At 69.9% G+C, this 26,719-nt stretch carries 16 protein-coding genes; 4 read left to right on the top strand and 12 right to left on the bottom strand.

All coding sequences use genetic code 11. From position 1 onward, the window contains the following. Positions 1 to 46 precede the first annotated feature (46 nt). The 4 genes from ABLE43_RS15250 to ABLE43_RS15235 form a co-directional block, all read right to left on the bottom strand. Positions 47 to 2,443, bottom strand: coding sequence for a glycoside hydrolase family 2 TIM barrel-domain containing protein (locus ABLE43_RS15250; RefSeq protein ID WP_348979233.1), 2,397 nt, complete (start codon positions 2,441 to 2,443; stop codon positions 47 to 49). 163 nt (positions 2,444 to 2,606) lie between these two features. Next, the gene (locus ABLE43_RS15245) at positions 2,607 to 5,564 is read right to left on the bottom strand and encodes a TonB-dependent receptor (RefSeq protein WP_348979232.1); all 2,958 of its coding nucleotides are present in this window, start codon (positions 5,562 to 5,564) and stop codon (positions 2,607 to 2,609) included. A 209-nt stretch (positions 5,565 to 5,773) separates the two neighbouring features. After that, positions 5,774 to 7,723, bottom strand: a complete 1,950-nt coding sequence (locus ABLE43_RS15240) for a beta-propeller domain-containing protein (RefSeq protein ID WP_348979231.1) — start codon at positions 7,721 to 7,723, stop codon at positions 5,774 to 5,776. Between the two features lie 45 nt (positions 7,724 to 7,768). Further along, positions 7,769 to 10,240: a putative bifunctional diguanylate cyclase/phosphodiesterase gene (locus tag ABLE43_RS15235; RefSeq protein ID WP_348979230.1), complete on the bottom strand. Its 2,472-nt coding sequence runs from the start codon at positions 10,238 to 10,240 to the stop codon at positions 7,769 to 7,771. A gap of 142 nt (positions 10,241 to 10,382) precedes the next feature. Here ABLE43_RS15235 and ABLE43_RS15230 point away from each other — a divergent pair, with 142 nt between their 5' ends. Next, positions 10,383 to 10,832, top strand: a complete 450-nt coding sequence (locus ABLE43_RS15230; protein WP_348979229.1) for a tRNA (cytidine(34)-2'-O)-methyltransferase — start codon at positions 10,383 to 10,385, stop codon at positions 10,830 to 10,832. Here the strand turns inward: ABLE43_RS15230 and ABLE43_RS15225 are convergent, their stop codons facing one another. The 4 genes from ABLE43_RS15225 to ABLE43_RS15205 all read right to left on the bottom strand — a co-directional run bounded on the left by ABLE43_RS15225 (position 10,833) and on the right by ABLE43_RS15205 (position 15,253). Further along, on the bottom strand, positions 10,833 to 13,256 hold the full coding sequence (locus ABLE43_RS15225; RefSeq protein WP_348979228.1) for a prolyl oligopeptidase family serine peptidase: 2,424 nt from the start codon (positions 13,254 to 13,256) through the stop codon (positions 10,833 to 10,835). A gap of 73 nt (positions 13,257 to 13,329) precedes the next feature. Continuing rightward, a complete protein-coding gene (locus ABLE43_RS15220) occupies positions 13,330 to 14,115 on the bottom strand; it encodes a VOC family protein (protein ID WP_348979227.1) in 786 nt (261 codons plus the stop codon). After that, entirely contained in the window at positions 14,115 to 14,837 is a 723-nt protein-coding gene (locus tag ABLE43_RS23190; RefSeq protein ID WP_425475279.1) for a DUF1428 domain-containing protein, read from the bottom strand. The genes ABLE43_RS15220 and ABLE43_RS23190 overlap by 1 nt, the downstream gene beginning before the upstream one ends. Further along, complete coding sequence (locus ABLE43_RS15205; RefSeq protein ID WP_348979265.1) at positions 14,834 to 15,253, bottom strand: VOC family protein; 420 nt, start codon at positions 15,251 to 15,253, stop codon at positions 14,834 to 14,836. The genes ABLE43_RS23190 and ABLE43_RS15205 overlap by 4 nt, the downstream gene beginning before the upstream one ends. 139 nt (positions 15,254 to 15,392) lie before the next feature. On the opposite strand from ABLE43_RS15205, the gene ABLE43_RS15200 reads away from it, so the two are divergent. The 3 genes from ABLE43_RS15200 to ABLE43_RS15190 all read left to right on the top strand — a co-directional run bounded on the left by ABLE43_RS15200 (position 15,393) and on the right by ABLE43_RS15190 (position 19,797). Next, positions 15,393 to 17,339, top strand: coding sequence for a S9 family peptidase (locus ABLE43_RS15200; protein ID WP_348979226.1), 1,947 nt, complete (start codon positions 15,393 to 15,395; stop codon positions 17,337 to 17,339). A 6-nt stretch (positions 17,340 to 17,345) separates the two neighbouring features. Then, the gene (locus tag ABLE43_RS15195) at positions 17,346 to 17,837 is read left to right on the top strand and encodes a peptide-methionine (S)-S-oxide reductase (protein WP_348979225.1); all 492 of its coding nucleotides are present in this window, start codon (positions 17,346 to 17,348) and stop codon (positions 17,835 to 17,837) included. Positions 17,838 to 17,949: 112 nt separating this feature from the next. Then, on the top strand, positions 17,950 to 19,797 hold the full coding sequence (locus tag ABLE43_RS15190) for a GGDEF domain-containing protein (RefSeq protein WP_348979224.1): 1,848 nt from the start codon (positions 17,950 to 17,952) through the stop codon (positions 19,795 to 19,797). An 85-nt stretch (positions 19,798 to 19,882) separates the two neighbouring features. On the opposite strand, the gene ABLE43_RS15185 is transcribed toward ABLE43_RS15190, so the two are convergent. From ABLE43_RS15185 to ABLE43_RS15170, 4 genes are read right to left on the bottom strand one after another with little or no spacing between them, the layout of a single operon-like run. Continuing rightward, a complete protein-coding gene (locus ABLE43_RS15185; protein WP_348979223.1) occupies positions 19,883 to 21,145 on the bottom strand; it encodes a TolC family outer membrane protein in 1,263 nt (420 codons plus the stop codon). Next, the gene (locus ABLE43_RS15180; RefSeq protein WP_348979222.1) at positions 21,138 to 23,567 is read right to left on the bottom strand and encodes an ABC transporter permease; all 2,430 of its coding nucleotides are present in this window, start codon (positions 23,565 to 23,567) and stop codon (positions 21,138 to 21,140) included. Before ABLE43_RS15180 ends, ABLE43_RS15185 begins: the two co-directional genes overlap by 8 nt. A gap of 31 nt (positions 23,568 to 23,598) precedes the next feature. After that, positions 23,599 to 26,025 (bottom strand): FtsX-like permease family protein, encoded by a 2,427-nt coding sequence (locus ABLE43_RS15175; protein WP_348979221.1) that lies wholly within the window; start codon positions 26,023 to 26,025, stop codon positions 23,599 to 23,601. A 13-nt stretch (positions 26,026 to 26,038) separates the two neighbouring features. Continuing rightward, complete coding sequence (locus tag ABLE43_RS15170) at positions 26,039 to 26,716, bottom strand: ABC transporter ATP-binding protein (RefSeq protein ID WP_348979220.1); 678 nt, start codon at positions 26,714 to 26,716, stop codon at positions 26,039 to 26,041. Positions 26,717 to 26,719 lie beyond the last annotated feature (3 nt).

The following is a 26,719-nucleotide window of genomic DNA, read 5'->3' as shown; positions in this document are numbered from 1 at the left end:
TTTGATGTGAACGTTCGCATGAAGTGGCGGCCCGGGCAACCGGGGCCTATTCCGTCGCGATGACCGTCGCGCTGCCCGGTGCCAGTCCGTCCGCGCTGGCGGTGATGCGCAGCCGCCCGCGCCCGCTTCCCCGCACCAGCGCCACCGCCTGTCCCTCCAGCACCGCGCGTTCCGCCGAGGCGAAGGGGGTGTGATCGACCGACGAACCATTGTCGGTGGCGATCAGCCGCCCCGCACCCTCGACCGCGAAGCGCAGCCGCTGCGTCGCGCGCGGCACGGTCACGCCCTGCGCATCCACCACCCGCGCCCGGACATAGACGGCGGAATCGAAGTCCGACCCGACGCGCGCCCGGTCGGGGGTCAGCGCGATCCGCACCGGCGCGCCCGCCGTCCTCAGGCTGTCGGACACTCCCTCCGCGCCCGCATCGCGACAGACCGCGCGCACCTCGCCCGGCGCATAGCGCACCGCCCAGCGGCGGGGAGACGCATCCTCATGGATCGGCTGCACGCCCAGCGACCGCCCGTTCAGAAACGCCTCGACACGGCGACAATTGCTGTAGACCTCGATCGTCTCGTCATGCGCCCCGCGGTCCTCGGGGGTCCAGTCGTCGAACAGCGCGACCTTCGGCTTGGGCGTCGCCACCGCGATCATCGTCGGCAGCACCGGCTGGTTCGGGCCGCCCGCACCATCGGTCGCCGGGCCTGCCGCCGCCGGATCGGCGTTGCGCACCACGTGCAGCACGGGCCGCTCCGACCACCAGCTCTCGCGCTCCATGCCGCTGATCTTCTGCCGTCCGGTCCGGTCGAGCAGCCCCGCCGGATTCTGGATATTGGGCCAGCCCGAACGGTTCGCCTCACCCAGATAATCGACCCCGGTCCACAGGAACATGCCGGAGAAGGGCTTGTAGTCGCGCACCGGCACCCAGTTGCTGCGGTTGTGCGCATTCTCCGTCCCGACGATGCTGCGCTTCGGATTCTGGCGGCTGGCGGCGATCAGTTCGTTCTCGCGGTAATTCTGCCCCACCACGTCGAGCATGTCGGCAAGGCCGTTGTCATAGTCCCTGGTCACGTTCGGGCGGAACAGCGCCATGGTGACGGGGCGCGACGGATCGGCGGCATGCACGATATCGAGGATGCTGCGCAGCGCCGCCTTGGCCTGTACCGGATAGGCGGTGTCGTGGATCTCGTTCCCCGCACTCCACAGCACGATGCCGGGATGGTTGCGGTCGCGCCGCACCATGTCGAGCGTGTCGCGCTTGTGCCAGTCGCCGAAGAACAGGTGATAGTCCTCGGGCGTCTTGGCGACGTTCCACTGGTCGAACAGTTCGTCCATCACGATCAGGCCCAGCTCGTCGGTCAGGTCGAGGAACTCGGGTGCGGGCACGTTGTGCGCGGTGCGGACCGCGTTGACGCCCTGTGCCTTGAGCGCGCCCAGCCGCTGCCGCCACACATCGAGCGGCACCGCCGCGCCGACCGCGCCGCCGTCATGATGCAGCGCCACGCCCTTCAGCTTGAAGTTGCGCCCGTTGAGCCAGAAGCCGGTGGCGGGATCGAACCGTGCTTCGCGCACGCCGAAGCGCACCGGCTCCGTGTCCAGCACCTGGCCGTCCGCCGCGACGATGCGTACGTCCGCGCGGTAGAGCGCCGGATCGGCGATGTCCCAGCGGCGGGGGTTGGCGAGCGTCACCTCGCCGAGGAGCGTCGCGGTGCGGCCCGCCGCGACCGTCGCCGGGGCACTCGCCCCGCGTGCGACCGCGCGACCGGCGGGATCGGTGATCGCCACCTCCAGCCGGGCGCCGACCGGCAGCGCGCGCAGGTTGGTCACATCGGCGCTGACCGCCAGCGTCGCCTGCGCCGGCGTCAGCGCGGTCGTACGGACGAACGCCCCGCCCTGCGGGATATGCACCTCCCCCGTCTCGATCAGCCGCACCCGGCGATAGATGCCCGAGCCGGTGTACCAGCGTGACGAGGGCGCGGCGGAGGTGTCGGCCCGCACGGCGATCACGTTGCGCCCGTTGGCGGCGAGGTGCCGGGTGATATCGTAGCGCTGGCTGACATAGCCCATCGGACGCTGGCCGACATGGTGGCCGTTCACCCACACGCCGCTGCGCTCCATGATCCCGTCGAACTCGATGAAATAGCGCCGCCCCGGCTGCGGCTGGAGCGAGAGCGCCTTGCGGTACCAGGCGACCCCGCTCGGCAGGAAGCCGTTCTCGCCCGCCGCCCTGGCTTGCGGGTCGAACGGCCCGGCGATCGCCCAGTCGTGCGGGACCGAGACGGTCCGCCATCCGCTGTCGTCCAGACCGGGCGTCTCCGCGCCTTCCGGATCGGCCTGCACGAAGCGCCAGTCGTCGGCCAAGGGCGTGACGGTGCGCGGGGCGGCGACCGCGGCGGTTCCGGCCAGCAGCAGCGCGACGGGGGCAAAAGAGCGATACGAGGCCAAATGGGTACTCCCGGAAAATACTTCTCCAGCCCGCAGGATCGCCGACCGTATCCCCGCGCAGGCGGGGATCCAGGACCACGGGGACCAGCCGTCGGCTTGCCGGACCCTGGACCCCCGCCTGCGCGGGGGTACGTTCGGCGAACATCGCGGGGGCGGTCGGGGATCAGAAGCGGACGTTGACGCCCGCGGTCACGGTGCGACCGATCCGCGTCTCGAACAGCGTGTCCTGCCGCTGGCTGTCGGTGTAGAGCACGTTGCGCTCGTCGGTCAGGTTGGTCGCCTCCACGATCAGCTTGATATTGTCGGTGATGCCGTAGGAGGCCGACGCATCGACATAGAGCGTCGGCTTGTTCCCCTGAAGATCGCTGCCCGGCGACGCCGGAATGCCGCGGATGAAGCGGTCGCGATAATTGGCGGTCGAACGGATGCTGAAGCGGTCGTCCTCGTAATACAGCGTGCCCGAGGCGGTGTTCTTCGACAGCCCGACGAGATCATTGGTGGTGGTGACGGTCGGCACTCCGCCGACGCTGGCGAGGATGTACTCGATCTCCGACGTGACGCGGGTGTAGTTCGCCAGCACGCCGAGATTGCCGAGGAAGCCGGGCAGGAAGTCGAGCCGCGCCTGCGCGTTCACCTCGAAGCCCTGCAGCGGGCCGCCCGGCGTGTTGAACGGCTGCGACACGGTGAACAGTTCGTCCGGTGACGTCTGGCTGTTCTCCAGCAGCGCATTGGGCAGGCCGAGCTGGTTGAACGGGATCTGGCTGTTGACGTTCTGGATGTAGCTTTTGATATCCTTGTAGAAATAGGCGACCGACAGCAGCGATCCCGGCTTGAAATACCACTCCAGCGCGGCGTCGAAGGTGTTGGCGCGGATCGGTTCGAGGAACGGGTTGTTGACGTTGCCCACCCGCGTCACCGGGTTGACCCCGCTGGTCGGCGTCAGCACGCCCAGTTCGGGGCGGGTCATCACCTTCGCCCCCGACAGGCGGATCAGCAGGTCGCGCACCGGCTCGATGACGACATTGGCGGAGGGCAGCCAGTCCTGATAGCCGCGCCGCGCCTGCGCATATTGCCCGACCAGCCCGGTCGGCGAGGTCTGGCCCGCAGGCGGTGCCACCGCGATATAGCCCGAGGTGAACAGATCGGTCTTGACGTAGCGGACACCCACGTCGCCGCGTACGCCCATCCCCACCATGTCGCTCAGGTCGAAATTGCCCATCAGATAGGCGCCCTTGACCTCTTCCTTCACCCGGCTGCGCGCGCCGCCGCATTCGACGCCGCAATAGCGGACCTGGTCGAAGCCGAAGGTCGATGCCCATTTGTCGGGATCGATCGCCGCCCAGGCATTGGGCGCGCCCGATCCGAACAGGTCGCCCACGCCGGTGATCTGGCGGGTGATGCTGGCCAGCGAGGTTCCGGCGGGCAGCGCGCGGACCACGGTGTCGGCGTTATAGGGACGCAGGAACGACGAGACGAAATCGCTTTCGCGATACTGGCCGCCCGCCTTGACCGTGAAGCCTTCGGCCACGGTCCAGCCGAGATTGACCTCGCCGGTCATGTTGTCGGTGGTGTTCTTGGACGGCTTCCCCTGAAAGCTGAACCCGCCGAGCACGGTGCCGTCCGACAGGCCGGGGGCGTAGCTGAAGTTCGCCGGGTTCGCGACGTCGAAGCCGAAGCCGATCGTCGGCGTGCTGCCCTTCTCGCGGAAATCGATCGAGAAATTGTCGCTGTCGATCACGTCCATGAACGTCTGCAACCGCTTGCGCCCGTCCCATACCGACTGGTTGCGCCCGACCAGCATGGTCAGTTCCAGCGCATCGTTGAAGCGGTGCTTCAGGTTGAAATTGGCCTGTTTGAAGGTCGAGACGAAATGATCGACGAGGCCTTCGGAGCGCACGTCCACCCCGTCGAACAGGCCGTAGATCAGCGAGCCCTTGTCGCTGAACTGTGCGTCGCGCACCGACACCATCGGCTGGCCGTTGTTGGCGATCGACCGCCCGAACGAGATGCCCGCGATATAATTGTCGCGCCGCTCGACGTCGAAACGCGAATAGAGCAGGTCGACCGAGATGTCGGTATTGTCGTCCGGCTTGAACTGCACCGTGAAAGTGCCGCCGATCCGTTCCTGATCCTGTTCCGAATTCAGATAGCGCGGCAGGCGCGGGAAGAACGCGCCGCTGCCCGCCGTGCCCGGCAGGTCCGCACGGCGTAGCGCGAGGATGCGGTTATATGCCTCGACCGATCCGGTGCGCGGATTGCCGGTCGAACAGTCGGTCGCGGTCGCGCCCTTCGTCCCGACCGCCGGATACACCGGCGCCACGCCCACCGGCGAGCAGAACAGTCCGTTGGTGTTGGCCGACAGGATATCGACCGCCGAATAGCCGACCTCGCGCAGATGCCGCTTCTGGTACGCGACCGAGGCGAGCACGCCGAACGTGCCGTCGGCGAACTTCTTCGACACCAGCATCGACGCACGCGGATCGACCTGTTTCGACAGCTCGTTCCAGATGCCGCGCGCGGTCGCGGTCAGCACGAAATCCTCGCGCGCGTCGAGCGGCTTGGGCGCGGTCAGATCGACCGTCGCGCCCAGCGAACCCTCCTCGACATCGGCCGACGGCGTCTTGCGTACCGACAGCGAGGAGAAGATTTCGGTCGGGAACACGTTGAAATCGAAGCTGCGCCCGTTGTTGCCCGCGCCATAGATGTCGGACGATCCGGTCTGCGCCGTGCCCTCCATCCCGTTGATCCGCACGCGGGTGAAGCCTGCCCCCAGCCCGCGGACCGAGATGTTGCGCCCCTCGCCCCCGTCGCCGCGCGCCAGCGCCACGCCCGGCACGCGCTGCATCGACTCGGCGAGGTTCGCGTCGGGGAACTTGCCGATATCCTCGGCGACGATGCTGTCGACCGCCGCCGTCTCGCGCCGCTTCTGCCCCAGTGCGCTGTTCAGCGAGGCGCGGAAGCCGGTGACGACGATCTCGCCCTCGTCGACCTGCTGCGGCGTCGCGGTATCGCCGCCGGTATCGCTCGGCACCTCCTGCGCGGCGGCGGGCGAAGCCGCGCCCAAGGCGACGGCCAGCGCGGCGATCGAGACGCCACGACGCGAACCAGTACGAACGGCCATATCCTTCTCCCTGTACGGGGACGTCGACCTGTCGCCGATCTATCCCATATTATGATACTAACATCTATATAATAGACGTATTGATAACATGTGTCACGTCGTGACGACGATCGGCGACATAAATATTTGGCAGGACTGCAAATTACGGACGCAAGATTGCGCCGCCGCGCGGATGCGCGCGGCGGGTGCCGGTCGTCGGATGGTGACGCCTATCGCCCGGGCGCGGCCTGCGGGGCGAAGTCGATGCGGCCAGCCTCGACGATACGGCCGTCGCGCAGCCGCCCCTCGACCAGTTCATAGCCCATCAGCGCGAAGATGCGCCCGTTCAGGAAGATCGGGCGGGCATTGCCGTACCAGTCGACGCACGACGCGACGCAGCCGTCGTCGCGCACCCCTTCGGTCCGCGCGGCAAGCTCGCCCGCGGGCCGGAAACGGCGGGCCTCGCGGCGCAGGAACGCGATCGCCGAGCCGGACCCGAGCAGGCGCGCCGCCGCTTCCTCCCTCAGGTCGCGCGTGACCGGCAGGCCGAGGATGCCCGACGCACCGTCGGCGCTGCCCGGATCGGGGCGGTAGAAGAACGCCTGGCTGCGCCGTTCCCCCTCTCGCGCGGCGGGCAGCAGCGACGTGTCGCCCAGACGCGGGGCGGCCCCGGCCAGTTCGATCGCGCTGAACCCCAGTTGCGTCCGCGCATCGTTGCCGATCGCCACCGCATCGCTGCCCATGATGTCGATCCGGTCCACGCCGTGCGGCACCGGCAGCCGCGCGACCGGCCCGCCGTCCAGCGGCGCGGCGAACACCGTCTTGGTCCGCGCGCCCTCGGCGAATTCGCCTGCCGCATACAGCAGCCAGCGCCCGACGAAGCGGTTGTGGAACGACCAGTGGGGATAGGGTTCGAGCGGTAGCGCCCGATAGGCGCGGCGCGGGGCGATGCCCGATCCGTCGCCGAACGACGCGATCGGCAGGCGCAGCAGCGCGGCGTCGCCGTCGCTCACCTCCGCGGCCCACATACGCGAGCCGTGGCCGTCGGCCCGCACCAGCACGTCGAGCGTGCCGCCCGCGCGGTCCTCACGGAACGAGAACTGGTCCACCGGCCCGCCCCACGCCTGCACCGCGCCCGGCCGCCCGCCGTCCAGCGGCAGGCGATAGACGAGCGCGCGGTTGCCCCGCTCGAACGCATCGGCGATCCACACATGGACGGCATTGCCCGAGACATAGAATTCGCGCGACTCCGATCCCAGCACGCCGCTGGCCCGGCAGTCCAGCACCTCGGCGGCAAGGTCGCAGGTGGTGACGGTGTGCAGCGTGTCGATCACGGCACCGGGGTCGCGCCGGACGGGTTCGGGCACATAGATGCGCGTCGCGGGCGCGATCCGGCGGAACGCATCCCGGTCGCTTCCCCGCCAGCGCCGCAGCGCGGGCAACTGCGGCTCCAGCGGTGCCGCGAGGTTCAGCTCGAGCCCGGTATAGAGGATCAGTCGGTTGCCGATCAGCCGCGAGGCATAGTTGGATGCCGAATAATAATCGTTCGAGCGGAGCTGATGGCTGTCCTCGAACCGCAGCCGCCCGTCGGCGTCGATGCGGAAGCGGTTGATCTCGGTCCCGCCGCGGCCATAGCTGTAGCCGATGACGACCACCCGGTCGCCCGCCACCAGCATCTCGTCATACCATGCCTCCTCGCCCGTGCCGCCGGGCGGAAAGGCATCGATCCGGTCGACGGGGCGCATCGTCCCCTCGCCCAGCGCGACGGTGAACAGCCGCCCGCGCCGCAGGATCACAAGGTGGCGGCCATGCACCTTGACGATGCCGCCCTCGTCGACATCGGCCTCCTGCGTGTTGGTGATGCCGGGTTCGGCGGCCCTGGCGCTCGTCACGACGATGTCGTTCATTCCGGCGGCTTCGGGTGCCGCGACGGACGGCATGGCGACGACCGGCGGCGGGGCGGCGACGATCATCGGCGGCAGCGCGGCCACGGCTTCGCTCCGGCGGATGCGCTCGGCGCGGCGGGCGACGAACAGCTTCAGCGCGCGCTCGTCGGCAAAGGCCCGCAGCGGGCGGACCGGCACCGGTGCCGCCGCGACCGCGCCGCACCCGGCCCCGACCGCCGCGATCGTGCCGCAGCCGAACACCACCGTCAGCACGCCCGTCCAGCCCAAGCGCATGTCGTATCCCCCCTTGTGGAGCGCCCAGCCTATCGACGCGACCGCTCAGGCGCCAGCGCTCACCTGCACCCATGGGCGTGGTCGCCCGAAGCGATAGCCTTGCGCGAGACGGCAGCCGAGCACGTGGAGGATGCGCGCCTGCGTCTCCGTCTCGACCCCCTCGGCCACCACCACCTTGCCCAGCCCCGATCCCAGCCCGACGATCGCGCGCACGATCTCCAGCGTGCCGCCACCGTCCTCGCCGATGCCGGTGACGAACGACTGGTCGATCTTGATCCGGTCGACCGGCAGGTTGCGCAGATGGGCGAGCGAGGCATAGCCGGTGCCGAAATCGTCGAGCGCGATGCCCACGCCCGCGTCATGCAGCCGGGTCAGCGTCGCGCGGATCGTGTCGGTCGCGCGGTCGAGCATCACCCCCTCGGTCACCTCGACGCACAGCCGTTCGGGGGCGATCCCGTAATGCGCCAGCCGGTCGAGCACCCGCTCGGCGGCGCGCGGGCCGCTCAACTGCGCGGCGGTGAAGTTCAGCGCGATCGATCCGGTCAGGTCGCGGTCCGCCCGCAACTGCCGCAGCGCCTGGTCGAGCACCTGTTCCTGGATCTGCAGGCCGATCTTTTCGGCGACGAGCACATCGGCGAAGCGTCCGGGCGCCATCAGCCCATATTCGGGATGATCCCAGCGCAGCAGCACCTCATGCCCCGACGGCACACCGTCGGGCAGCTCGACGATCGGCTGGAGGTAGAGCAGGAACTCGCCGCGCGTGAGGGCACCGTCGGCGTCGCGCACGAACTCGACCTGAAGGTCGCGCAGGATGCGCTGCAACGGATCGTAGCGATAGAGCCGCGATCGTCCGAGCCGCTTGGCGCTGTAGAGCGCGAGGTCGGCGTTCTGGTACAGATGGTCGGCATCGGGCGCGTCGTCGGGAAAACGGGCGAAGCCGATGCTGAGCGACAGCGTCCGTTCGTTGCGCCCGAAGGTCCATCTCGCCCCCTGCATCGCCTCCAGCCGCGCGGCGAGCGCCGCCTGGACATCGGCGTCGCCGGGGCACAGGATCGCGAACTCGTCGCCGCCGATCCGCGCGACGTGCAGGCCGGGAAAGGCATCGGGCAACGCCTTCAGCAGCGCCCCTACCGCCGCCAGCAACGCATCGCCGCCGACATGCCCCAGCCGGTCGTTCACGTCCTTCAGGAAATCGACGTCGATCAGATACAGCCCGAACGGCGTCCGCCGTGCGATCAGCGCGTCGCTCGCCTCGTGGAAGGCGGCGCGGTTGCCGAGGCCGGTCATGAAATCGGTCTGCGCCGCGATGCGCAGCATCCGCGCCTCCGCCTGGTCCACCGCCTGTCGCCGCCGGGCGTCCTCCAGTTCGCCCTGCACCAGCCGGAACCGGTCGGCGATGGCGAGCGAGAGCACCAGCGCCTCGAACGCCAGCGCGGCGAAGGTCGCCATGTCGACCAGGTCGTTCTGCGGCGCGAGGCCGAGGTTGCGGAACAGCCGGGCGATGAACACGCCGATCACCGGCCCCCAGCCGAGCAGGTAGAACCACACCACCCGGCTGCCGCGCCGCACCGCGACGGCGCAGGACAGCGCGACGCTGAGCGCGGTCGCGGCGATCATATAGTTCAGCCAGCGGTCGGTCGGCACCGGCGGGAACACCCGGTCCAGCGCCGCGACGACGCCGAGCACCGCCCCCAGCACCGCCACCACCCGCCCGGTCGCCATCAGCCAGCGCGGCACCATCCCCCGTTCGATCACCGAATAGAAGAACAGGTTGCCGAGCGCGACCATCAGCCCGACCAGCACGAAATCGATCCGCACCGCCAGCGGCCCGACCATCGCCGGAAACACGAAGGCCGCGACATTGGTCCAGGTGAGGCCATAGGCGAAGGCGACCGCGACCCACAGCAGGTACCAGCGCTGGAAGGCGTAACGCGAACCGGTGTTGATGACGAGGTTGTAGAGCAGCGCCGAGAGCAGCGTGCCCGCGAATATGCCCATCAGCAGCAGCCAGCGGGCATCGGCCTCCTGCTGTTCACCGGCGGATACCGCGCCGACCTTGCGCATCAGCGACAGGTCGTCGATCCGCTGGAAGCCGAGGTAGAGTTCGCGGACCTCGCCGCCGGGCACGGCCATCGGGAAGCGCAGCATCCCCCCCGGCGCCCAATGCCCCGCCAGCCCGTCCGCCGCCCATGTCGCCCGCGTCACGCCGGTCGGCCCGATCGTGACGACGCCGATCGCGTCGAATCGGGCCTGGTCGACCAGCAGGTGCCAGTCTGGCGGCAGGTGCGCGAGCTTCGCGGCATCGAGGCGGAGCCACAACCAGCCGTCCCCCCGCGTCGCTCGCGCGGCGTCGCAGCGGTACGGGGCACGGCGAACCGCGTCATTGCCCGCCCCGTCCGGCAGGAGCGCACTGCACAGCGGCCGGTCCAGCGGCGTCGCGGGCGCGATCCTCCGCTGCGACAGGACAGCGAAACAGAGCAGAAGCAGCGCCAGAATCCAGAATAGCTTGCGCTTCACCGTTTCGCCCACCCCCCCCGGCACATCTGTAATTGCTCAGGAGGTTAACAGGGTTTTCGCCGGACGCACCCGTGCAAAATGCGGGTCATGCGACAGGGCGAAACGCCTTGCGCCGCCCGGCACGACGCGGCAGGCGCAACCCATGCGCATCGCCCTGTTCGAGCCCGAGATCGCGACCAACGTCGGCACCGTGCTGCGCCTGGGCGCGTGCATGGGGGTTGCGGTCGATCTGATCGAGCCGATGGGATTCCAGTGGGACGACCGCCGGGTGCGCCGGACGGCGATGGACTATATCGATCATGTCGAGATCGCGCGCCACGCCGGTTTCGCCGCGTTCCTCGGCACCATCGGCACGGCCCGGCTGGTGCTGTTCACGACCAGGGGCGCGGACTCGCCCTATGGCTTCGATTTCCGCGCCGACGACATCCTGCTGTTCGGCAAGGAAAGCGCGGGCGTACCGCCGCACGTCGCGGCGCGCGCCGACGCCGCGCTGCGGTTGCCGATGCGCCCGCAGGTGCGATCGATGAACCTCGCCATCGCCGCGGCGCTCGCGCTGGGCGAGGCGCTGCGGCGAACGGACGGCCTGCCCTGACTATTTCGCCGGACGGGCGTGCTTCACATAGCGGTCGAGCCAGTCGGTCATCTGCCACAGCGTCTCGCCGGTCGATTCCAGCGCGCGATAGCCGTGCGGTTCGTTGGGCAGCACGACATAGCGCACCGTCGCGCCATTGCCCTTCAGCGCGGCATACATCCGCTCCGACTGGATCGGGAAGGTACCCGAATTGTCGTCGGCGGCACCGTGGATCAGCAGGATCGGCTCCTTGATCCTGTTCGCATAGGTGAATGGCGACATCTCGGTATAGGTCGGCGTCGCCTGCCAGTAGGTGCGCTGTTCCGCCTGGAAGCCGAACGGGGTGAGCGTACGGTTATACGCCCCCGACCGCGCGATCCCGGCGCGGAACAGGTCGGTATGCGCCAGCAGGTTGGCGGTCATGAACGCGCCGTAACTGTGCCCGCCGACCGCGATCCGGTCCCGATCCGCCACGCCCAGCTTCACCACCGCATCGACCGCCGCTTGCGCATCCTCGCGCAGCTGCTTGACATAGGTGTCGTTGGGTTCGGCGCCGTTCTCGCCGATGATCGGCATCGCCGGATCGTCGAGCACCGCATAGCCCTGCGTCAGCAGGAACAGGTGGCTGATCCCGCGCGGACGGGTGAAGCGGTTGCCCTGGTCCACCGTCTGCCCGGCGACCTTCGCATCGGTGTACTCGGACGGATAGGCCCAGAGCAGCGTCGGCAGCGGCCCGTCGCGTTTCGCGTCATAGCCGGCGGGCAGGTAGAGCGTACCCGACAGCGGCAGCCCGTCGGCGCGGTTGTAGGTGATGGTGCGCTGCGTCACCTGCGCGAAGCTGGGCGCCGGATCGGCGAAGTCGGTGACGGGCTTCGCCGCCCCGCCGCGCACGCTGCGGATCATGTAGTTGGGGGCGAGCGTCGCGCTCTCCCGCCGGGTCAGGATACGGCTGCCCTTGTCGTCGAGCAGCGACACGACGCTCTCGTAATAGGGGGCCTTGGCGGTCCACAGCCGCGCCTGCTGCCCGTCGGCGACGTTCATCCGCGCGAGGAACGGGAAGGCTCCTGCCTTGGTCGCGCCCTCGCCGCTGACGAACACGGCCTTGCGATCGGGGGTGAAGCGCATCACCGGCTTGCCCGCCGCATTCTCCTCGGTCAGGGGGAAGCCGGGGTCGCCATACTGGTCCTGATAGTTACGCGTCGTCAGCAGTCGCGCCGTGCTCCCCTGCCCGGGTGCGATCGCATAGCGGCGTTCGGTGCGCGTCTTCCATTCGCGGTCGACCAGCAGCGCGAAGCCGTCGTCGCCCCACATCGTCGCGGCATGGCGCTTGACCGTGCGGCCCAGTTCGACCGGCTGGGCGGTGAAGGGCGCGGCCTGTGCCAGCAACCGGTCGTGGAACGGCACGTCCGCCTTGGGATCGCCGCCGTCGAGCGCCTCGGTCCACACGAGGGTCGCGGGCGCGTCGCTGCGCCATTCGGCGTCGCGCGGCCCCTTGAACGTTGCGTCGAAATCGACCGGCAGGTCGTCGGCCAGCGGCCGGTCGGCCAGCGTGCGTACCGCCTGCCCGTCGATGGTCGCCACCGCGATCTCCGTCGGGAAATAGCGCGCGGGCAGCAGATAGGAATAGGGCCGCTTCAGCCGCTCGGTCAGCAGGTAGCGCCCGTCCGGCGACAGGCTGAACGACGTATAGAGTCCCGGCTGCCCGATCGGGGTCGCAGCGCCGCTGCCCGGATCGATGCGGGTGAGCTGGCCGGTGAAGTAATAGTCGAACAGCGCCTCGTCGGCGGCGTTCTTCAGCAGATCCTCATAGGTGCGCGCCGCCGAGGTGCGGCCCATGCTCTCCTGCACCACCGGGCCGGTCGGTGCCACCACCTCCGCCGGGCGTGGTCCGCGACCTGCCGGGACCATCCGCGCGACGATCGCGCGGCTGTCGGGCGTCCAGACATAGGCCGATCCGAACGCTGCGTTCAGCCCCTGCGCGACCCGCCGGGCGCTGCCGTCGCGCCCCGCCACCCATAGCGCGAGGCCGTTCGGCTCCTGCGCGACGAACGCCAGTTGCCGCCCGTCGGGCGACCAGTCGGGCGAGGTGAAGCGCGTGCCCGGCGGCAGTTGCACGGCGATCGTCCGCCCGCTGGCGATATCCTTGAACGACAGCGCGTTCAGCCACTGGACCCGCACTTCCGCCGGGCCGTTGGTCGCCGGATCGATGCGATATCCGGCCAGCCGCAGGATCGGCTTCGACAGGTTGGCGATCGTCGGCAGGTTCTCGCGCCCGAGGATCGCCAGCGTCGCATGATCGGGGCTGACCGCGACCGAGGGGGTCGGCGGCGCCTCCAGGATACGCGCGATCGCATCGGGCGCACGGTGATAGGTCGCCCCCGGCTCAGCGGCGAACGCGCTTCCCGATGCCAGCAGCACCAGCAAAATTCCTGCCTTGCGAACCATATAGCCCCTTTTGATCCGGTATCTTCGGGGGCCATGATGTCGCTGCGAACCGGGCACGGCAAGCCCGGATGCGTCAGCCGACGGTGCGTCGCGGACCCACCAGTCCCACCGCATGGCCCGCCGGATCGACGATGTTCGCGGAGAAATCGCCGCCCGGTATCGGGTCCGGCCCCTGCGCCACGCTGCCACCGCCCGCCTGCGCCCTCGCCAGCGCGGCATCGATGTCGGCGACGAGGAAATAGCTGTTCCACCGCGCAGGCGCGCCGGTCAGCGTGCTCGACATGATCGCACCCGGCGTCAGCGTCGCCGATCCGAAAAAGGCATAGTCGCCCATCTCGCCCATCGGCATGCCGCCCTGCTTCGTCCAGCCGAACAACGCCTCGTAGAAGGCGAAGGCACCCTCGGGATCGGGTGTGGCGAGTTCGATCCACACGGCATGGCCCAGCGCATCCGCCGCCTGGCGGAACGGGCGCGTGTCATCCTCGGCATCGGGCTGCATCACCTGCACCGACACGCCCTGCGGATCGAGCAGCACCGCGAAGCGGCCGACATGGGGAATATCCATCGGCCCGAACACCGTGCGCCCGCCCGCCGCCGTCGCGCGCGCCAGCACCGCGTCGAGATCGGCGGTCCCGAAATAGACCGACCAGCCGCCGGGCGCGCCGGGCGGCGGGGCCATGAACCCCGCGACCATGTCGTCGTCGGCGGCATAGGCGAGACCGTAACCGCCGTGCTCGGCATGCGACGACGTGCCGGTCCGCCACCCGATCACCGATTCATAGAATGTCCTCGCCGCCGCCGGATCGGGGGTGGCCAGCTCGAACCAGATCGGCAGTCCTTCGATGTCGTGCAGCGCCATCACTTCCCCTCCCCGATCGGCAGTCGTACGAACCCGCCATAGACCATCCGCCGCGCATCGAACGGCAGGTCGGCGGGCGCGATCATCCGCGGGTCCGCCTCCAGCCGCGCCCAGCCGGTGTTGCGGGCATCGCGGTCGGGCCATTCGATCCATGAAAAGACGACTGCCTCGTCCGCCGATGCCTTCACCGCCCGCGCGAAATCGGTGACCTTGCCCTCGGGCACGTCGTCGCCCCATGCCTCGACCACGCGCAGCGCGCCATGTTCGAGGAACAGTGCCGCCGCCTCCTGCGCCGACGCCAGATAGGCATCGCGGTTCGCGGCGGGCACCGCGGCGAGGAACCCGTCGATATAGTCGCCGACGCCCGCCCCCTCCTCGAGGATCACCGCGAAGCCGCCATGGATCATGCGGCGACCGTCGAACGGCATCGACTGCGCCATCGCCTCCATGCGCGGGTCGGCCATCATCGCCGCATTGGCGGCATCGCGCGCGGCGCGATCGGGATATTCGAACCAGCTGAACACGACCGTCTCGTCCGCATCACGCTGCACCGCGCGCGCAAAATCGGTGATCTGGCCGTCGGGCACGTCGTCGCCCCAATATTCCGCCTGCCGCGCGATGCCGCACCCGGCGAGCACGCGGGCGGCGGCATCGGCGTGCGCGACATAGTCGGCGCGTGCCACGGTCGCGACCGGAGTCACGAACCCCTCGACATAGGTCATGCCGTCGCCTCCCCGGCCTGTGCCGCCAACATCGCCGCGACATCCATGTGCAGCACGCCCCAACCATGGCCGTCGGGATCGGCGAAGGCGCGGCTGTACATATAGCCCATGTCCTCGGCGGCATGCACCTCGCTCCCGCCCGCCGCCAGCGCCGCGGCGGCGATGCCGTCCACCGCATCCCGACTGTCCAATGACAGCGACAGCAGCGCGCCGACCTCCTGCGCGGGATCGGCGATGCGCTTCGGGGTGAAGGTGGCGAAGACATCGCGCTGGAGCAGCATCACGACGATCGCGTCGGACCATTGCATCGCGCTGGCATGATCGCCCGAGAAGCGGGGATCGCGCTCGAACCCCAGCGCCGTGTAGAACCCGGTCGCGCGCGCCACGTCGGCGACCGGCAGGTTCACGAAGATCATTTTCGTCACGGCCACACCCTCTCCCCGGCGACTCGTTCCGGGCCCGATCATGCGCCGATTGTACGGCATGGACAATGGGTTGGCGGGTGCAGCGTCCCACGGCTTGACGATCGGGGCGGCGCTGGCCGATGAACCGCCCATGCTTCGTCACCTGATCGTGTCCGCCAGCCTGATCGCGCTCGCCGCGACCGCTCCCGCCCAGACCCCGGCCCAGACCATAGCCCAGCGGCAGGAGGGCAGCGCCACCCTGACCGGCGTACCCGAAATCCCCGACGACGTGCGCGAGGCGGTGCAGCGCTACCAGAACAGCCGCGCCGCGCTGTTCGAGGACTGGCTGCCCGACGGATCGATGCTGATCGCCACCCGCTTCGGCGCGACGCAGCAGCTCCATCATGTCGCCGCCCCCGGCGCGGTGCGCACGCAGGTGACGTTCGGCGCCGAGCCGGTGGCGGCGGCCAGCGTGATCCCCGGCACCGACCGCTTCGTGCTGACCCGCGACAACGGCGGCGACGAATGGTTCCAGCTGTATACCCGGGGGCTCACCGGCACCGCCCGGCAACTGACCGAGGCGGGCACCCGCAACGACGGGCCGATCTTCAGCAAGGACGGGTCGCTGATGGCATGGGCGCGCGCGACCAGGGGCAGCGCCGCCTACACCATCCTCGGCACCGATCCGCGGCAAGGCGGCACGCCGCGCACGCTCTATCGCGCGGAGGGATCGGTCGCCCCCGCCGACATCGCGCCCGATGCATCGCGGCTGATCTTCGTGCGCAGCCTGTCGAACCGGGAGGACCAGTTGTTCGAGCTGGACCTCGCGACCGGCACCGCGCGGCGCATCGCCGCGCAGGCTCCGGCGGCGGTCTATGACAGCCCGCGCTACCTGCCCGGCGGCCGTTCGCTGATCGCGATTTCGGACCAGGGCAGCGACGTGCGGCAACTGGTGGAGATCGATCTCGCGACGGGCAGACAGACGGTGCTGACGCCGGGCCTCAAATGGAACGTCGAAAGCTACGACCTGTCCGACGACGCTCGGGTGCTGGCCTATGCGATCAACGAGGACGGTTTCTCGCGCGTGGTGGTGCAGGACCGCGTGACCCGCCGCGCGCTGCCGCAGCCCGACCTGCCCAAGGGCGTGCTGACCGCGCTGCGCTTCTCGCCCGACGGCAGGCGGATCGCGATCGGGCTGACCTCGGCCACCTCGGCGGGCGACGTGTGGAGCTGGGACGTGGACGGCGCGAAGCTGACCCGCTGGACCTGGTCGGAGCTGGGCGACCTCGATCCCGCGCGGCTCGCCGAACCCGAACTGATCCGGTTCAAGTCGTTCGACGGCCTCTCCGTCCCCGCCTTCGTCTATCGTCCGAAGGACGTGGCGCCGGGCACGCGCACCCCGGTCATCATCGACATCCACGGCGGGCCGGAGGCGCAGACCCGGCCCGGCTGGAATTACGGCGCGCAATATTTCGCCGATGTGCTGAAAGCGACCGTGATCCTGCCCAACGTCCGCGGCAGCGACGGATACGGCAAGCGCTACCTGAACCTCGACAACGCCGAACGCCGCGAGGATTCGGTCCGGGACATCGGCGCGCTGCTCGACTGGATCGGACAGCAGCCGGGGCTGGATGCCAAGCGGGTCGCGGTCTACGGCCAGTCCTACGGCGGCTATATGAGCCTTGCGGTGATGACCCATTATTCGGACCGGCTGGTCGGCGGGGTCGAGCGCTACGGCATCAGCAACTGGGTGACCTTCCTCCAGAACACCGAGGCCTATCGCCGCGACAACCGCCGCGCCGAATATGGCGACGAACGCGATCCGAAGATGCGCGCGATCCTCGAACGCATCTCGCCCAACGCCAATGTCGCGCGGATCACCAGGCCGATGCTGGTGATGCAGGGCGCCAACGACCCGCGCGTGCCGCAGTCGGAATCGGATCAGGTCGTCGCCAGCCTGCGCAAGCAGGGCAACGAGACGTGGTACGTCCTGTTCGCCGACGAGGGACACGGTTTCCAGAAGAAGCCGAACAACGACCTGCGCCGCGAGGTGGAGACGGTGTTCCTGCGCAAGCTGTTCGACGCGACCCCGCGCTGAAGCGGCGTGGCGCGCATCGGTCTCGGCGGCGGCTGCCATTGGTGCACCGAAGGCGTGTTCCAGTCGCTGCGTGGCGTCGTGCAGGTCGATCAGGGGTTTCTGCGCAGCGATCCTCCGGCGGACGCATGGGCGGAAGGGGTGATCGTCACCTTCGCCCCCGCCGCCATCCCGCTGGACATACTGGTCGAGGTGCATCTGCGCACCCATTCGGGGGCGAGCGGCTATTCGCCCGGCGGGCGGTATCGCAGCGCGGTCTACTGGTTCGCGGAAGATCAGGCGGCGCGGGCTGAAACGACGATCGCGCGGATCGCCGCCGACTCGGGTACCCGCATGCAAACGGCGGTGCTGCGCTTCGCCGGGTTCGATCCCTCGCCCGAACGCTACCGCGACTATTACCGGACCGATCCGAACCGCCCCTTCTGTCGCCGCTACATCGATCCCAAGCTCGCCGTGATACGCCGCGATTTCGCCGCCTTCGCCCTGCCCGACACCGGATGATGTATCGGTTACACGGCGTTAAGCATTTCCGGTTACGATCCGCCCCTGTCTTTCATGGGGGGATGAAATGCGGAAATCGTCGAAGCGAATCGCGGTTGGTACCGCGGCAGGGATGCTCGCCGGGCTCTTCGCGGTACCGGCACAGGCCATGTGCACGGCGGGCTCCCCGCCGATCGTCGCCGGGCTTCAGACCGCGATTTCCGACGATCCCGCCAGGGCGCTGCGCACCATCGAGACGCGGCTCGCGCAACCGGGGCTGAACCGCATCGACCGTGCATGGCTGCTCGCGACGCAGGCGCTCGCCTACAGCACGCTCGAGAACAGCGCCGAGGAGATCCGCGCCGCCGAAGCCGGGCTGAAGCTGGCGCCCGATCCCGTCGATGCGCCGCACATCGAACTGCTGGCGCAACTCGCCTTCGCCCAGTCGGACCCGGCGGTGCTTGCAACGCTGCTCGACCGGATCAAGGCGGCGCGCGCCCATGTGAAGCCCGGTTCGATCGCCGACATATGTTCGCGCGCCATCGTCGGCAGCGTCACGTCCGATCCGGTGGAGGGGGCCCGCGAGATGGGCACCGCCTATCGCATGGCGATGCAGGCGGGGCTGGAGGAACAGCGCGCCATGATCGCCATCGATCTCGCGCTTCTGTTGATGAAGGGGGGCGACTTTGCAGAGGCCCGGGCGCTGGTGGCCGAAGGGGCCGCCTTCGCGCAACGGCACGGCCTCAAGTTCCTGAAGGCGTCGACCGCGATGCGGGCCGGAACGATCCTCGTCGCTCAGAAGGACTTTGCCGGCACGCTACCGTATTTCGCCGAGGCGTTTCGCATCAGCCGGTCGATCGGCAACACCCGTTTCGCCGCCTTCGCCGCACAGTCGGCGTGCCAGTCCTACATCTCGCTCAACCAGTTCCGCCGCGCCGAGGCGATGTGCGATGCCGCCGTGCGCCTGTTCGGTGGCGAAACCATCGCCGCCGCACGGATGCTGTCCTATCGCGGGCGTATCGCGGTGGGACTGAAGCGCTATGACGAAGCGGTCAGCCTGCTGACGCAACAGATCAACGGCGCGGCCAGCATCGCGACCTCGCCGGCCAAGCCCTTCCTGCACCGCGCCCGCGCCTATGCGGGGCTGGGCAAGTGGCGCGAGGCGACGGCGGACTATGCCGAGTATATCAAGCGGTTCGAGAAGGAGACCGAGGCGCTGAAGAGCCGCGACGCGGCGACGTTGCGGACGCAGATCGAGGTCGACCGGCAGGTCGACCGGAACAAGGCGCTGGCCCGCGAGGTCGCGTTCGAGCAGGAACGCGCCAGCTATGCGCGCCAGCGGACCTGGGCGATCGCGACCGGCGCGGCGCTGCTGATCGCGATGCTGGCGCTGTTCCTGTGGCTGGGCAGCCGCCACCGCCGCGCGCTCCAGCGGCTGGCGACCTCGGACGGCCTGACCGGCCTCGCCAACCGCCGCCACGCGACGGAACAGGGGACGACCGCGCTCGCCCGCGCGACCGATGCGCGCACGCCCTTCTCGCTCGCGCTGATCGACGTCGATCATTTCAAGAAGATCAACGACACCCACGGCCATGCGACCGGCGACGAGGTGCTGCGCAACCTCGCGATGGTGCTGAAGGGCACGGTGCGCCAGTCGGACATCGTCGCGCGCTGGGGCGGCGAGGAGTTTCTGGTGATCCTGCCCGGTCTCGACGCGCTGGAGGCGGTGGCAGTGACCGACCGCGTCCGCGCCGCCGCCGCCGCACTCGACTTTCCGCTGTATTTCAGCGCGGGCGTCGCCGGTGCCGCGCCGGGCGAACGCGACCTCGAGACGATGGTCGCCCGCGCCGACGCCGCACTCTACGAAGCCAAGCGCGCGGGCCGCAACCGCAGCGTGATCGCGAGCGACCCGACGGGTACCGGAGACGACCGGCGCGGGGCGGGCGAAGCGCCTGCGGTGGCGCAGGTCGTCAACGGGTAGGACCGCCCCGTACCCCACCGTTCGGGTCGGGCGCAGTCGAGACACCACGCGCGACGCCCGGCACGAACGGCAACGGGTGCCGACGTCACCGGAACGCATCCGGCTGCATCCGCCCGGTGACGCGCAGCAGCGCCGCCTGCGCGGTGAGCACATCGGCCCGCGCCCGCGCGACATCGAGTTGCGCGGCGCGCAGGCTCTGGTCGGCGACGAGGATGTCGATCGTCGAACGCAGGCCGAAGCCATATTCGGCGCGCACGCCCTTCAGCGCCACATCCGCCGCCGCCAGCCCGTCCAGCCCCGCCGTGAGCCGCGCCTGCGCCGCCGCCAGCGCGGCCCAGGCGGCATCGGCCCCGCGCACCGCCTCGCGCGCCGTCGCCTCGCCGGTGAAGCGTTCGGCGCGCCAGTTCGCCTCCGCCTGCCGTACGCGCGACGCGACGAACCCGCCGGTCAGCAGCGGCACGCGCACGCTCGCCCCGATGCTCGCAGCACTCGCATACCCGCGCCAGTCGCCGCCCAGTTCGCGCACGCCCCGGCCATAGCCGCCGCCGATGTCGATCGACGGCGCGCCCTCGCTGCGCGCCTGCGCGATCCGCGCCGCCGCCGCATCGGTCGTGCGACGCTGCGCCAGCAGCAGCGGATTGGCCGCTTCCGCCCCGGTCCGTGCATCGGCCAGCGTGCGCGGCAGCAGCGGCGACGGCGCGACCTCCGCCGAGAGTGTCCCCGCATCGCGCCCGACGACCGCGCGATACGCCGCCTGCGTCGCTGCCAGCGCGCCCTCGGCATCGGCCAGATTGGCGACGACGCTCGCCCGCTGGGCCTCCAGCTGCGCCACGTCGGTCCGCGTCGCCTGCCCCAGCGACAGCCGCGAGCGTGCCTCCGCCAGCTGCCGGTCGAGCCGGTCGATGCCGACCCGCGCGACCTCCACCGCCTGCTGGTTGAACAGCAGGTCGGCATAGGCGAACACCACCCGTTGCAGCACCGCCGCCTCGGCATCGCGCAGCCGCTCGACCCCTGCCGCGACATCACCGCTCGCGGCACGGACGGCGGAGGACACTCGCCCCCCGGTCCAGATCGGCAGGTTGGCGGAGACGGCGGCACTGCCCGCCGAGCCATAGCCCAGCCGGTCATAGCCCGCATTGCCCCCGGCGGCGGCGGTCGGCCGCCCGGCGGCGCGCGCCTGTTCGGGCAGTTCGGCCAGCGCCTCCTGCCGCGCGCGGGCCGCCGCCAGTTCGGGGTTGCTCGCCCAGGCGGCGGCCAGCGCCTCGGGCAGCGTCTCGGCCCCCGCCGGGCGGGCGAGGAACATCGCGCCCGCCAGCAGCAGCGCGCAGCGGCGCGTGCGCTCAGTCATGACGCAGCGCCCATGCCGGGGCGGCGCGGCTGGCGCGCAGCGACTGGCCCGAAACCGTCAGCACCGCGATGATCGTCGCCAGCAGCCCCGCGCCGAGGAAATACAGCGGCGACAGCGCCACATGATCCTCGAACCCTGCCAGCCAGCTGCGCATCGCGACCCATGCCAGCGGCCATGCGACGAGATTGGCGAGCAGCACCGGACGCAGGAACTGACCCACCAGCAGCCGGACGATATCGCCGGACGAAGCGCCCAGCGTCTTGCGGATGCCGATCTCCTTCACCCGCCGCTGGGTGTTGAACGATGCCAGCCCCCACAGCCCGACGCAGCCGATCAGCACCGCCAGCGCCGCACCGATCCCGAACAGCCGGGTCGCGCGTTCGTCCGCCGCATAGAACTGGGCAAGCCATGCGTTGCCCGTATCGCCCTGGAACGGCACCTGCGGTACCGCCCGTTGCCAGAAGGCGCGGACCCCGGCCAGCGCGGCGCGCGGATCGCCGCTCACCCGCAGCGTGGCGACACTGGTGTCGATCTTCGAGGGATCGCGGTAATAGATATAATAGGTCGGCGCGTTGGGGTTGCGCGGCGTGTCGAAACGCAGGTCGTCGATCACGCCGATGATCGTGCGCGGCCGGCTTCCGCCCACCGTCTTGCCGATCGCCTCCTGCGGGCTGCGGAAGCGCAGCGTCGGCAGCGCGCGACGGTTGACGACGATGTTGATGCCCTTCGACAAATCCTGCGAAGCGGCGTCGTCGGCGGCATGCGCATCGTCGAACCAGCGCCCGGCGACCAGCCGCGCGCCATGCACCTCGAAGAAGTGCGGCCCGGTCAGCACCCAGGTCAGCGACGGCCCCGGACCGTCGACACCGGGCAGCGGCACATTGTCGTTGTTGGACGTACCGCTTCCCCCGACCGCGGCATTGCCCAGCGCCACGTCGCGCACCTGCGGCAACGCCTTCATCGCGGCGACGAGGCTGTTCTTGCGGCCGGGTTCGACCAGCGAGTCCGCCATCGACCGCACGACCAGCAGTCCGTCGCGATCGAACCCCAGGTCGCTGTTGCGGACGTGGCGGGTCTGCGCGACCAGCACGGCGGTGCCGATCATGAACGCGATGGCGAGGCCGAACTGCGCCATCACCAGCAGCTCGCGGACCCGCGCCCCCGCGCGACCGCCGCCGGGCGAGCGCGCCGACGCCAGCACCGCCGCCGCCGGATAGCGCGACAGCAGCAGCGCCGGATACGCCCCCGCCGCCGCCCCGACGACCAGCGCCAGCACGACCAGCGCGGGCACCACCACCGCGTACGGGATGGTCAGCACCAGCCCGCCCGCGGCATTGACCAGCGGCAGCCCCAATTCGGCAAGGATCAGCCCGACCAGCGCGGCGACCGCCACGGTCAGCACCGCCTCGCCCAGGAACTGGCGGATCAGCACCCCCCGGTCCGCGCCCAGCACCTTGCGCATCGCCACCTCGCGTGCGCGCAGGCCCGCGCGGGCGGTGGCGAGGTTCACATAGTTCACGATCGCGATCAGCAGGGTGAATACGCCTACCAGCCCCAGCGTCACGACGGCGATCTTGCGACTGCTGCTCTGCGCGCCTTCGGGTTCGAGGTGCATGTCGGTGACCGGCAACAGTTGCAGATGCTGCGAGTCGGTGGGCTTCTGGCCCGCTGCCGCCAGTTCCTTGCCCCGGCGGTTGACGAATGCGTCCAGCTTGCCCTCGAACGCGCGGGCGGCGGCGGGCGTCTCGAACCGCAGATAGGTGGAGAGCGACGCACTGCCCCAATGGTACCAATTGTCCGACGGCGGGGTGCGCGGCAGCGGGATCAGCACCCCCAGCTTGAAGTCGCTGGTGGTCGGCAGGTCGCGGAACACGCCGGTCACGCGGTAATTGTTGGTGCTGTCCATCGCCACGGTCAGCGGCTGGCCGATCGGGTCGGTTTCCCCGAAATAGCGTTTGGCAACCGTCTCGCTGATGACCACGCTCGTCGGCTGGGCCAGCGCGGTCGCGGCGTCGCCGCGCGCCATGGGCAGGCGGAACACGGCGAAGAACGACGGATCGACCATCGCGACCGCATCGGCGACCGCCCGTCCGCCGCGCACCACCGATCCCGCATTTTCCCCGCCGCGATAGCGCGTTCCCACGACGCCGGGGAAATCCTCGCGCATCTGGTCCAGCAACCCGCCCATCGTATAGGGATAGGCTCCGCTCGCCGGGCTTTCGGGAATCGTCCATACGGTCTGCACGACATAGGTCTTGTCGTGATCGGGCAGCCATTTCTCGAAGCTCGTCTCGAACCGGACATACAGGCCGAGGATCAGGAACACCGCGATCCCCACCGCCAGCCCGCCGATGTTGAGCGCGGCATAGAGCTTGTGGCGGGTGAGCGAGCGGTAGAGCGACAGCAAGGCGAAGCGGTTCATGGGCGACAGGTCCGTGCGGGAGGATGGGGGTTCAGGCGTGGCGCAGCGCATGGGCCGGTGCCGCGCGACTGGCGCGCAGCGACTGGCCGAACGTGGTACCCACGGCGATGAGCGCGGCGGCGAGGCTCGCCGCAAGGAAGTAGAGCGGCGACAGCGCGACCCGGTCGCCGAACCCGGCGAGCCACAGCCGCATCGCGCCGTATGCGAGCGGCCAGGCGATCAGGTTCGCGAGCAGCACCGGGCGCAGGAACTGCCACACCAGCAGCCGCACGATGTCGGCGCACGATGCGCCCAGCGTCTTGCGGATGCCGATCTCCTTTACCCGCCGCTGCGTGTTGAACGCGGCCAGCGCCCACAGCCCGATGCAGGCGATCAGTACCGCCAGCCCCGCGCCGAGGGCGAACAGCCGCGCCGCGCGGTCGTCGGCGGCATAGAAGGCCGCCAGCCGCCGGTCGGCGGTCTCGGCCACCAGCGGCACCTGCGGGGCGAGCCGCCGCCAGGTGTCGCGCACCGCCGCCAGCATGACACGGCTGTCGCCCGTGAAGCGGATCGCGGCGGTGGGCGTCGGCGGCACGTCGCGGTTGTACTGGTAATATACCGCCTGCTCGGGCGTGCGTGGCGAGGTGAAGCGCAACCGGTCGATCACGCCGATGATCGTGCGCGGCATCGCCCCGCCGACCGTCTTGCCGATCGCGTCGGTCGGGGACGCGAAGCCCAGCGCACGTACCGCATGCCCATTGACCACGATGTTGCGGCCCTTGTCCCATTTGGTCCAGTCGCTCGCGTCGTCCGCGCCGTGCGCGTCATCGAACAGCCGCCCGGCAAGCAGGCGCGGGCCATAGGCGCGGAAGAAGTCCGGTCCGACCACCACGGCCATGATCGTCAGCCCCGGATCGGGCCGACCGGGCAGCGGCAGGACGTCGATATTCCCGGCTTCGGTGCCGCCCGCGCCGACATCCGCCGCGCCGACGGCAACGACGCCGGGCAGGCGGCGGAAGGCGGCGAGGATCGGGCGCGACTGGTCGGGCAGAATACGGCGATCGGCGAGCGAGGGCACGAGGATCAGCCCGTCGCGTGCGAACCCCAGGTCCGACTTGCGGACATGCGCCGTCTGCGCCGCCAGCACGATCGTGCCCGCGATGAAGGCGGTGGCGAGCGCGAACTGGACGACCACCAGCGCCTCGCGCACCCGCGTTCCCGCGCGCCCGCCGCCCGGTGCCTGCGCCGACGCCAGCACCGCCGCCGCGGGAAAGCGCGACAGCAGCACCGCCGGATACAGCCCGGCAATCACCCCCACCACCAGCGCGAGTCCGGCGAGCAGCGGCACGACCAGCGCATAGGGAATGGCCAGCGACAGACCGCCCGCCGCATTGACCAGCGGCAGGCCGACCTCGGCAAGGATCAGCCCGACCAGCGTCGCCAGCAGCACCGTCGCGACCGATTCGCCCAGGAACTGGCGGACCAGCGCGCGCCGGTCCGCGCCCAGCACCTTGCGGATCGCGACTTCGCGGGCGCGCAGCCCGGCGCGGGCGGTGGCGAGGTTCACGTAATTGACGACGGCGATCAGCAGCGTCAGCACCCCGACGATGCCGAGCGCCACGATCGTCATCCGCTGCACCGCGCTTTCCGCGCCGGGCGGCTGGAGGTGGATGTCGGCGATCGGCAGCAGCGGCAGCGCGATCACCTTGTCCGGCTGCGGCCCCAGCACCTGCCCGGCATGCCGCCGGACGAAGGCGGGCATCCGCGCCTCGAACGCCCGCGCCGCCTGCGGCGTGGGAAAGCGCAGGAAGGTGGAGAGTGATGCCGTACCCCATTGGTACCAGTCCCATGCGGCGGGCGGCGCCTTGGCCGGAATCGGGATCAGGATCGACAGGCGGATGTCGGTGTTGGCAGGCAGGTCCTCGAACACCCCGCCGACGCGGTAGGTCTGCGGGGCATCGACCGCGATCGTCAGCGTCTGCCCGACCGGATCGATCGTCCCGAACAGCCGCCGCGCGGTGCTGCGGCTGACCAGCGCGCCCGCCGGATCGGCCAGCGTCGCCCGCCCGTCGCCCTGCGCCATCGGCAGCGCGAACACGTCGAAGAACGACGGATCGACCTGCGCCACGTCCATCCGCAGCGCTTCGCCTTCGCGCAGCACCGCCCCGCCGTCCTTGCCGCCGCGGATGCGGGTGCCGACGAGGCCGGGGAAATCCGCCCGCATCTGTTCCAGCATGCCCGCCATCGTGCCGGGATAGGCGCCGTTGAACGGGCTGCCCGGCAGGGTCAGTTCGCTCTGCACCAGATACAGTTCGTCATGGTGCGGCAGCCACCGCTCGAAACTCGTCTCGAAGCGGACGTACAGCGCGAGGATCAGGCAGACCGCGATCCCCACTGCCAGCCCGCCGATATTGAGGATCGCATGCCGCCGGTCGCGCGTGAGCGAACGGTAGACCATGGGCAGGGCGTGGCCGGGCACCGCTGCGCTCCGCTCAGATCGCGCGCATGGCGGAGGCGACGATGCGCCCGTCGAGCATGTCGATGCGGCGCCTGGCCATGTCGGCATGGCTCGGCGAGTGCGTCACCATCACGATCGTCGCGCCTTCGTCGTTCAGCCCCTGAAGGATGTTCATCACCGCCTCGCCGTTGGCGGTGTCGAGGTTGCCGGTCGGCTCGTCCGCGAGGATCAGCTTGGGGTCGCCGACGATCGCGCGGGCGATGGCGGCGCGCTGCTGCTGCCCGCCCGACAACTGGTGGGGGAAGTGGCGGGCGCGGTGGGCGATGCCGACCTTGTCCATCGCCGCCGCGACGCGCGCGCGCCGGTCGCCCGCATCCTTGCGATAGGCGAGGCCGAGCGCGACATTCTCCTCGATCGTCAGTTCGTCGATCAGGTTGAAGCTCTGGAACACGAAGCCCAGCGTCGCGCCGCGAAATGCGGCCAGTTCCGCCTCGCGCAACGCCGCGAGGTCGCGTTCGCCGAACAGATACCTGCCCCCGGTCGGGCGATCGACGGTGCCCAGCGTGTTGAGCAGCGTCGACTTGCCGCAGCCCGACGGACCCATGATGGCGACGAACTCGCCCGCCTCGACGTGCAGGTTGATGTCGGCCAGCGCGGTCGTCTCCACCTCGTCGGAGGTATAGCGGCGCTGGATATTCTCTAGACGGATCATGGG

This window comes from Sphingomonas silueang (assembly GCF_040049155.1).
Classification (GTDB): Bacteria; Pseudomonadota; Alphaproteobacteria; order Sphingomonadales; family Sphingomonadaceae; genus Sphingomonas; species Sphingomonas silueang.
Note: the sequence above shows the minus strand (reverse complement) of the source record. Positions and strands in the feature narration are given on the sequence as shown.